The following is a 9,216-nucleotide window of genomic DNA, read 5'->3' as shown; positions in this document are numbered from 1 at the left end:
GAGATTTTTCAAATTCACGCAAAAAACTCTTGTTTTTTATTATCTAATTTCTTTTTGGTCTCTATAATTTTTAAGCGGCATTCAATCACCTTGATCGAACATTCGATCAAGGGCAAACCAACTTTTAAAACCACAGTGACAAAAAGTTCCAGGAAATGTTCCATAGAATTGCCCTCCTTTGATGACAGACGACAAAAATCTGTCAGTTTGAATCCATTTTGATAAGACCAAAAATCGACTCTGTCCGGACGGGCATCCGCGGTTCAACAAAACCCTACATTATTAATATTGCGGAAAAAATAAATAATCCTCCTGAGAAAAATGAAAATGTTAAAATTTTTTCTGTTTTAGTAAAACTTGAAAGAATCAGAATTTTATTCACAGGAAACATCAATTAAGATTTAAACGGACAGGACTGCGGTTTATGCGCCAGCTTGCGCTTCTTTTGATATTCATCAGGGCTTATGGTAAAATAAGAACTGAATCCAGTTTAAAAACAAAAGGAGATCCAACCATGAAAAAAATGTTGTTAGTCGATGGAAATTCCATGCTCTTCCGGGCATTTTACGCAACCTTTATGCGGCCGATGTCGACGTCGACCGGTATTCCGACCAACGCGATTTACGGTTTTGCGATGATGATCAACAAAGCCGTTCAGATCATCCAGCCGGACGCGATGCTCGTCGCTTTCGACAAGGGCAAGCATACCTTCCGCCACGAGCTGTTCGCCGAGTACAAGGGCGGCCGCAAGGAAACGCCGGACGCGTTAGTGGAACAGTTTCCGATCGTGCGCGAATATCTGGAAGCGGCGGGGATTAAGCAGTTTGAAATGACGGATATCGAAGCCGACGACATCATCGGTTCAATGATTAAGAAATATCCGGACTGGGATATCAACGTGCTCAGCTCCGATCGCGATATGCTGCAGCTGATCGACGAGACGACCTCGGTCTGGCTGATGAAAAAAGGCATCAGCGATATCGAGGAGATGACCGTGGAAAGCCTGAAGGAAAAGATGGGGATCACGCCGGATCAGATCCGCGACCTCAAGGGGTTGATGGGCGACGCATCCGATAACATCCCGGGAATTCCGAAGGTCGGTGAAAAGACAGCGCTGAAGCTGCTGGAACAGTTCGGTACGGTGGAAAATCTGATCGCCAACACCGACCAGCTCAAGGGCAAGCTGAAAGAAAATGTCGAAGCCTTCAAGGATCAGGCGCTGTTATCCAAACGTCTGGCGACGATCAAAACCGACGTAGAGATTCCGTTTGAAACGGAAGAATTCACATTTCACATCACGCCGGAGCCGCTGCGTCAGTTTTATGTGCGCTATGAGATGAACTCGCTGGCAAGCAAGCTTTCTACCCAGATCAGCGAGCAGGCGGAAGCCGAGGCCCCGGCCTCGCAGCCGACACTGACGGTGGCGGAAGTCCGCCGCTGTCCGGAAGCACTTCTGCAGGACAACGCGATCCTGGTGCTCGACCAGGATCAGCCGTCGGTCTATTTCGCTGACGTTCACGGTCTGGCGCTGGCGTATCAGGACCAGGATGTCTACATCCCGATTGAAGATGTCCGGCAGGATGAAGCGCTGTTAGCGTATCTGGCCGGGGAGAAGACCAAGATCGTCTACGACGTCAAGGCTTGTCTGCATTTAGCCGACGGCGCGGGACTGACGATCAACGGAATGAAAATCGACGCGATGATCGCCGCGTTCCTGTGCGATTCGACGCTGACCAGTGATCAGAAGATCCGTGAGAAATTCGGCCTGACGGAAACGGTGACGATGGATGAGGTATATGGCAAGCCGGGCAAGATGAAGCTGCCGGAGCCGCAGCTTCAGCGTCAGCTGTGTGCCCAGAAAATTCAGCTGATCGACGCGCTGTGGAAGAACAGCGAGCCGAAGCTGAAGGAGATGGAAATCGTTTCGCTGTTTTACGATGTGGAAATGCCTTTAGCCGTCGTGCTGTATAAGATGGAAAAGGAAGGCATCCGGATTGATTCCCAGACACTCGACGATATTGCCCGGCAGACCCAGGCCCGCCTGGACGCGCTGACCGATGCGATTTACGCCGCCGCCGGAGAGACTTTCAACATCAACTCGCCGAAACAGCTGGGCGAAGTCTTGTTTGACAAGCTGGGACTGCCGGCCAGCGGGAAGAAGCGCTCAACCTCGGCCGACGTACTCGAAAAGCTGCTGGGCGTGCATCCGATTATCGCCGATCTGCTGGAATTCAGAAAATATCAAAAGCTGTACAGCACCTATGCCGAAGGCTTGAAAAAATACATTCATCCGGATGGAAGAATCCATACGATCTACAATCAATGCGCGACTCAGACCGGCCGGCTGTCCTCGACCGAACCCAATCTGCAGAATATCAGCGTCCGCGATGAGGAATCCCGCGAAGTGCGCAAGGCCTTTCTGCCGAGCGAGGGCAATGTGCTGGTCGCTTCCGACTACTCCCAGATCGAATTAAGAATGCTGGCGCACATGGCGGACGAGCAGGGGCTGCTGGACGCATTCCGGCATGCCGTCGATATTCATACCAAAACCGCGTCAGACGTATTCCAGATTCCGCTTGATCAGGTTGACGCGAAGCATCGCCGCCAGGCCAAAGCCGTCAATTTCGGGATCGTTTACGGCATTTCCGATTTCGGCCTGTCTCAGCAGCTGGATATCAGCCGCGCTCAGGCGAAGGAATTCATCGAGCGCTATCTGCAAAGCTATCCGAACATTTCCAAATACATGGATCAGGTGATCAGCTTCTGCCAGGAACACGGCTATACCGCGACGATGCTGGGCCGGCGCCGGGAAGTGCCGGAGATTCACGATAAGAATTACATGACCCGCGAATTCGGCAAGCGCGCCGCGATGAACGCTCCGATCCAGGGCTCCGCTGCCGATCTGATCAAGCTGGCGATGATCCGCATCGACAAGGCGATCAGCGAAAAGGGATTGCAATCCAAAATGATCCTGCAGGTTCACGACGAATTGATTTTCGACGCGCTGCCAGGCGAGCTGGATGCGTTATGCGCGATTATCCAGGAGGGAATGGAGCACGCGATGGAACTGAAGGTGCCGTTAGTCGCGGAAACTAAAATCGGCAGTACCTGGTACGAGGCGAAATAAGATGCCGGAGCTGCCAGAGGTTGAAACGGTCGTCCGCACGCTGGAACTTTTAATTCCTGACCGCCGGATCGAACACGTTGAAGTGCGCATGCCGAAGATGATTCAGATGGATGCCGGCGAATTCTGCCGGCGCTTAGAGGGACAGCACTTCCGCCGGTTTTCGCGGCGCGGGAAATACCTGGTCTTTCAGATGGATGATGTCTATTTCATCGCGCACATGCGGATGGAAGGAAAGTTTTATGTCCAGCGTCCTGAAGAACCGTTGTCCAAGCATATCCATGTGATTTTCGATCTGGACGACGGGACGCAGCTGCGCTATCACGATACGCGCAAGTTCGGGACGATGGAGCTGATGGAACTGAACGGCGATCTGCGCCACTTTCACGAGCTGGGGCCGGAGCCGTTCGACGACGAATTTAATCCGGACTACTGCCGCGCATTTTTAAAGAAACGCCGAGTTCCGATTAAACAAGTCCTGCTCGATCAGAGCTTTGTCGCCGGCATCGGCAATATCTATGCCAATGAGATCTGCTTCGCGCTGCGGATTGATCCGCGCAAACGCTGCGACCAGCTGACAAAAGCGCAGATCACCGCGCTGCCGGAGGTCACCCGGCAGATCCTGAGCCTGGCGATTGAGGCCGGGGGCAGCTCGATCCGCAGCTATACCTCATCCTTAGGGGTGACCGGCCGGTTTCAGCTGCAGATCCAGGTCCATGGCCGGGAAGGCGAAGCCTGTCCGCTGTGCGGCGGGCCGATCAAGAAGATTGCGGTCGCCCAGCGGGGGACCTACTATTGTCCGCATTGTCAGAAAAAGAGAGGAACGGGAATCGAATATGATCAAAATCGCGATCACCGGCGTGATCGGCAGCGGAAAGTCGACGCTGAGCCAGTGCTTACGAAATCTGGGGTATCCGGTCGCTGACTGCGACGCGATCAGCCATGCGATCCTGCAGCCGGATCAGGCGGGATATAAAGCCTGCGTCGAAGCTTTCGGTCCCGCTATTTTAGATGATCAAGGGCGAATCGACCGGGCGGCTTTAGGCGCGATCGTCTTTCAGGATGCCGCGCGGCGGCGCCAGCTCGAAGCGATCACGCATCCCCTGATCCAGGCGGAATTAAACCGCCAGGCAAAAGCCTCCTCATCGCCGCTGTGGTTTGCCGAGGTGCCGCTGTTGTTTGAAGCGGGCATGGAAAAGCAGTTTGACGAGATCATCACCGTCACCGCGCCGCTGGAAACCATCCTGCAGCGGCTGCAGCAGGGCCGCGGTCTTTCACCTCAGCAGGCGCGGGCAAGGATGGCGGCGCAGATGAGCCAGGAAGAGAAAAGCCGCCGTTCGACGCTGACGATCGTCAACGACGGGGATATTCCCGCAATGCAAGATCAGATTCAACAATGGATCAAGGAGAAACAAGATGGAACTGAAAGCGAAAGACGGATACCGCAGTGAAGTGCTGCGGCCGCTGGGCGCGGACGCGCTGAATTCCTTAATGTCGCTGTATCAGCCGCTGGTCGGCTGCGCCGGGGCGGCGCTGTATCTGACGTTGATCAGCGAAGCCAAGCACCAGCGTTCGTTTGAGCCGCACGGCCGGTTATGTCAGATCATGAACATGGACATCACGGTGCTGGAACGCTCACGGCGCAAGCTGGAAGAAATGATGCTGATGCGCAGTTATATCAAAACCGGAGAAGGCAAGGACAACTACATTTATGTGCTGTATCCGCCGCTGGAAGCCGACCGGTTTTTTAAGCATGAGGTGCTGGGGCGGCTGTACGCGCGGATCATGGGGGCGAAGCAATACCAGCTTTCGCTTAACAAGCTGGCGCACATCGAGCTGTCGCGGGAAGGCTTTGAGGAAGTCAGCGAACAATTCAAAAGCTCGGTCATCGAGAACTGGGACGCCGAGAGCGAGGAACAGTTTGCCAGTATCAAACCGCGGTACAATTTCGACGCCGGCGATCATCCGGCCATTCACTTCGATTACGAGCGCTTCTTAACCCGCGCCAGCAACCTCGTCTTTCCGATTGAAGCGCGCACCAATGAGAATCTGCGCCTGATCGGGGAGCTGGCGACGATGTACGGCTTAAGCGCCGATGAAATGCTGATTCTGGTCGGCCGCTGCACAGACAATACGAACAACACGCTGGATGCGGAAAAGCTGCGCTCCACGGCGTTTGTCATGAAAGCGAAAAAGCCGGCGAAAAAGGTCTCGGACGATCCATACGATCTGCCGCCGGTCGCCTTTCTGCAGTCCAAGCAGAACGGTGTGCCGGTGCAGGACAGCGATAAACGCACGATTGAGAAGCTCATCACCGAGATGAAGATGGATCCGAAGGTCGTCAATATTCTGTTGGAACACGTTTTGTCCATCAGCGATAACAAGCTGGTTCCTTCCTTTGTCGCCTCGCTTGCCGCAGCCTGGATCCGCTCCGGCGTTGATACGGCGGAAAAAGCCATGGCGGAAGCTAAAAAACCACGCGGCCGCAGCGGCCGGGGCGGCAGCCGCAAAGACGTGCTGCCGGATTATTACGTCCAGATGAAGACCGGATCGGAAAAAGAAACCGCAGAAGAAACGGATTTCGATCGTGAAGAATTTGAAGAAATCCGCCGCCGGCTGCGCGAACAGGAGGGCTAAGCGATGGAAGCCGTAAAATGGGGAATCCAACTGAACGAACAACAGCTGAAGGAAAAACAAGCGCTGGCCGCCAAAATGAAAGCTCATCCGCTGGTGCAGAACTTTTTGCAAACCAACGGTCTGGATGAAAGCTGGGTTGAGAACTACCCGTACCGGTTTCATCAATGGATCGACCAGCTGAGCCTGTGCCAGAACTGTGCGGGCTTAAATCAATGCCGCCAGAAACAAAAGGGCGAGGTGCTCGATCTGTCGTATACTGGGTTTCTGACGCTTCAGGTCCGTCCGTGCCGTTATGCCAGGCAGCAGCTGCAGGCGGAAAAGCATGTTCACAACTACCGCATCAACGATTTGCCGCGGCGTTTGTGGACGGTGTCGATCACTGATATCAACATCGACGAGGAAGAGACGGCATACGCGGCAGCGGTGGCGAAAATCTCGCAGAATTTGTTAGCACCGGCGGAAAAAGGACTTTATTTGTTTGGCGCGCCGGGAGTGGGGAAGACTTATCTTGCGGCCTGCGCGTGCAACAGCTATGCCCGTCAGGGCAAGCGCGTTGTGTTCGTGCATGTGCCGACGATGGCTTCACGGATCAAGGGGCTGCTTGACGACCGCGACAGCTTCGAGGACGAGCTGTACGAAATGAAGCGTGCGGACTTTGCGGTGTTCGACGATATCGGAGCGGAAAGCGTGACCTCCTGGCTGCGCGACGAAGTGCTGCTGCCGATCTTCAACGAGCGGATGGACCGTCAGAAACTGACCTGGTTCACAAGCAATGAAAACTTCAGCTCGCTGGAAAATCACTACATGTATAATCAAAAATCCGACAAGGAAGAATTGAAAGCGGTTAGAATTATGGAACGCATAAAAGCCTTGTCGAAAGAGATGAAAATCACTGGAAAAAATCGCCGAAACACGTCGATTTAGTTTCACAATTTTCAAATTCAATGCTATGATATACGGGAAATGACAGGAGGGTTACGTATGATACGAAGAATCGGAATCTTGACGTCCGGCGGCGATGCTCCGGGCATGAACGCGGCGATCCGGGCAGTGACGCGCGTGGCGCTGGCCAACGGCTTTGAGGTCATGGGCATCAAGGATGGTTACCGCGGTTTAGTCGAGGGCAATTACATTCCGATGGATAAATCCACCGTCAGCGATATTCTGAACCGGGGCGGCACCGTACTGGGGTCGGCCCGTTTAACGGAATTCAAAGACCTGGAAATACAGAAAAAAGCGGTGCAGACGCTGCAGAACGCGAAGATCGACGCGGTCGTCGTGATCGGCGGCGATGGTTCTTATCGCGGCGCGATGGCGCTGACGAAACTGGGCATTAACTGTATCGGTCTGCCGGGAACGATCGACAACGATATTCCGGGCACCGATTTTACGATCGGCTTTGACACGGCGCTGAATACCGTCGTGGAAGCGGTGGATAAACTGCGTGATACCTCCAGCTCGCATCATCGTTGTTCCGTCGTGGAAGTGATGGGCAACCGATGCGGCGATCTGGCGGTCTGGGCTGCGATTTCCTGCGGAGCCGAGATCGTCATCACGCCGGAAACGGGCTATGACGAGCTGGATGTTCTGGAACGGCTCCGGTATTTGGACAAAGCCGTGAAGAAACGCCATGCGATCGTCGTCATTTCAGAGAAGATCGCGGACGTCGACGAGTTAGCGCGCAAGATTTCCCAGAATACCGGCTTTGCCGGACGGGCGACTGTACTGGGCCATGTGCAGCGCGGCGGATCGCCATCGCCGAGAGATCGTGTTTTAGCCTCGATGATGGGCGAAAAAGCGGTCGATCTGTTGATGGACGGCGTCGGCGGACACTGTGTCGGGATGATTGACAACAAGGTCACTTCGATGCCGATTGAGGAAGCCCTGTCTTCCCCACGGCATTCCCGGAAGGACTTGTATCGTCTGTTTGACCGGTTAGTATAAGTTGAAGGAGGAAGATTATGTTAGGTAAGAAGACTAAAATTGTATGTACGTTAGGTCCTGCCAGCAACACCCCGGAAATGGTGGAGAAGCTGGCGAAGGAAGGCATGAATATCGTCCGGTGCAACTTTTCGCATGAGGATCACAAAACCCATGGCGAACGCATCGACATGATCCGCGAGGTCAGCGAACGAATCGGCATTAACCTGGCCATTATGCTCGATACCAAGGGCCCGGAAATCCGCTGCGGAATCTTTAAGGATGGCAAGGCTGATTTCTTAAAGGGCGATATCGTCAAGATCTGCCGCGCGGAAATCGAAGGAACGCACGAGCGTTTCCACATCGCCTGCCCGGAACTGTTTGAGGACGTGAAGGCTGGCAATTACATTCTGATCGACGATGGCAAAATGCGCCTGACGATTCTGGAAAACGACGGACAGGAACTGACCTGCCGCGTCGAAAACTCCGGAACAATCAAAACTCGCAAGGGCTGCAACGTGCCTAACGTGAAGCTGTCGATGCCGTTTATTTCGGAAAAAGACGATGCGGATATCCGCTTTGGCTGCGAAAAAGACGTTGACTTCATCGCCGCTTCGTTTGTCAGACGGGCGGAAGACGTTCTGGCGATCCGCAAGATCCTGATCGAAATGGGCAAGCCGACGATCCAGATCATCGCGAAGATTGAAAACCAGGAAGGCTTCGACAATCTGGAATCGATTCTGGAAGTTGCGGATGGCGTCATGGTTGCGCGCGGCGATCTGGGCGTTGAAGTTCAGACACAGTATGTTCCGATTTACCAGAAGACGATTATCCATAAGGCGAATGAAATGGGCAAGCCGGTCATCACCGCAACCCACATGCTGGAATCCATGATGGCCAACCCGCGTCCGACCCGTGCGGAAGCGAGCGACGTTGCCAACGCGGTTCTGGATGGCTCCGATGCGATCATGCTTTCAGGTGAAAGCGCGGCCGGCGAATATCCGGTCGAAGCGGTCAGAACGATGGCGACGATTGCGGAAGCGGTCGAAAAGATCATTCCGTACCGTGAGCGTCTGGATCATTCGATCAAGTCCAGCCGCAAGACGGTTCAGGATGCGATCGGCATCGCGGTTTCCGATGCGACGCTGACGCTGCAGAACGTCGGTGCGGTTGTCGTCTTCACCCAAGGCGGCACCACGGCGAAGCGAATCTCCAAGTTCAGACCGTGCGTTCCAATTCTGGCCGTCACGTTCACCAAGAGCACGCAGCGCAAGCTGGAAGCCTATTGGGGCGTAACGCCGATCTTCTCGGATATCCAGAATGAGCTGACCAATGATGACGAACTGGCGAGCACTATCGCCAAGGGCTACGGCTTGAAGCCAGGCCAGCTGATCATCATGTCCGCCGGTTACCCAACGGGCGAAGGCAGCGCCAACATGATGAAGATCATCGAAATAAAATAAGGGCTCTTTCAAAAATGGTGTTGGTGAGAGAAAAACCGAAACAAGAAAGACGCAGATGAGTTCCAGAAATGG

At 54.0% G+C, this 9,216-nt stretch carries 8 protein-coding genes; 7 read left to right on the top strand and 1 reads right to left on the bottom strand.

What is annotated here, in order from left to right; all coding sequences use genetic code 11:
- Window positions 1-14 precede the first annotated feature (14 nt).
- Window positions 15-164 (bottom strand): hypothetical protein, encoded by a 150-nt coding sequence (locus tag I2G61_RS16085; protein ID WP_195396376.1) that lies wholly within the window; start codon window positions 162-164, stop codon window positions 15-17.
- A 350-nt stretch (window positions 165-514) separates the two neighbouring features.
- Here I2G61_RS16085 and polA point away from each other — a divergent pair, with 350 nt between their 5' ends.
- From polA to pyk, 7 genes are read left to right on the top strand one after another with little or no spacing between them, the layout of a single operon-like run.
- On the top strand, window positions 515-3,127 hold the full coding sequence (gene polA, locus I2G61_RS16080) for a DNA polymerase I (RefSeq protein ID WP_072684241.1): 2,613 nt from the start codon (window positions 515-517) through the stop codon (window positions 3,125-3,127).
- Between the two features lies 1 nt (window position 3,128).
- Window positions 3,129-4,049 (top strand): bifunctional DNA-formamidopyrimidine glycosylase/DNA-(apurinic or apyrimidinic site) lyase, encoded by a 921-nt coding sequence (mutM, locus tag I2G61_RS16075; RefSeq protein WP_072684242.1) that lies wholly within the window; start codon window positions 3,129-3,131, stop codon window positions 4,047-4,049.
- Window positions 3,961-4,575, top strand: a complete 615-nt coding sequence (gene coaE, locus I2G61_RS16070) for a dephospho-CoA kinase (protein WP_072684243.1) — start codon at window positions 3,961-3,963, stop codon at window positions 4,573-4,575. The genes mutM and coaE overlap by 89 nt, the downstream gene beginning before the upstream one ends.
- Window positions 4,541-5,761: a DnaD domain protein gene (locus I2G61_RS16065; protein ID WP_072684244.1), complete on the top strand. Its 1,221-nt coding sequence runs from the start codon at window positions 4,541-4,543 to the stop codon at window positions 5,759-5,761. The genes coaE and I2G61_RS16065 overlap by 35 nt, the downstream gene beginning before the upstream one ends.
- A 3-nt stretch (window positions 5,762-5,764) precedes the next feature.
- A complete protein-coding gene (locus tag I2G61_RS16060) occupies window positions 5,765-6,685 on the top strand; it encodes an ATP-binding protein (RefSeq protein WP_072684245.1) in 921 nt (306 codons plus the stop codon).
- A 57-nt stretch (window positions 6,686-6,742) separates the two neighbouring features.
- On the top strand, window positions 6,743-7,705 hold the full coding sequence (pfkA, locus tag I2G61_RS16055) for a 6-phosphofructokinase (protein ID WP_006059031.1): 963 nt from the start codon (window positions 6,743-6,745) through the stop codon (window positions 7,703-7,705).
- 17 nt (window positions 7,706-7,722) lie between these two features.
- The gene (gene pyk / locus I2G61_RS16050; protein WP_229056819.1) at window positions 7,723-9,144 is read left to right on the top strand and encodes a pyruvate kinase; all 1,422 of its coding nucleotides are present in this window, start codon (window positions 7,723-7,725) and stop codon (window positions 9,142-9,144) included.
- Window positions 9,145-9,216: the final 72 nt, after the last annotated feature.

It is taken from the genome of Holdemania sp. 1001095H_141210_F2 (assembly GCF_015558105.1).
Lineage (GTDB): Bacteria > Bacillota_I > Bacilli_A > Erysipelotrichales > Erysipelotrichaceae > Holdemania.
This window is presented reverse-complemented; position numbering and strand designations above follow the sequence as displayed.

Coding starts and splice junctions, on each gene's coding strand:
- I2G61_RS16065 (WP_072684244.1), top strand. CDS start 4,541: ATGGAACTGAAAGCGAAAGACGGATACCGCAGTGAAGTGCTGCGGCCG.
- I2G61_RS16085 (WP_195396376.1), bottom strand. CDS start 164: ATGGAACATTTCCTGGAACTTTTTGTCACTGTGGTTTTAAAAGTTGGT.
- polA (WP_072684241.1), top strand. CDS start 515: ATGAAAAAAATGTTGTTAGTCGATGGAAATTCCATGCTCTTCCGGGCA.
- pyk (WP_229056819.1), top strand. CDS start 7,723: ATGTTAGGTAAGAAGACTAAAATTGTATGTACGTTAGGTCCTGCCAGC.
- I2G61_RS16060 (WP_072684245.1), top strand. CDS start 5,765: ATGGAAGCCGTAAAATGGGGAATCCAACTGAACGAACAACAGCTGAAG.
- pfkA (WP_006059031.1), top strand. CDS start 6,743: ATGATACGAAGAATCGGAATCTTGACGTCCGGCGGCGATGCTCCGGGC.
- coaE (WP_072684243.1), top strand. CDS start 3,961: ATGATCAAAATCGCGATCACCGGCGTGATCGGCAGCGGAAAGTCGACG.
- mutM (WP_072684242.1), top strand. CDS start 3,129: ATGCCGGAGCTGCCAGAGGTTGAAACGGTCGTCCGCACGCTGGAACTT.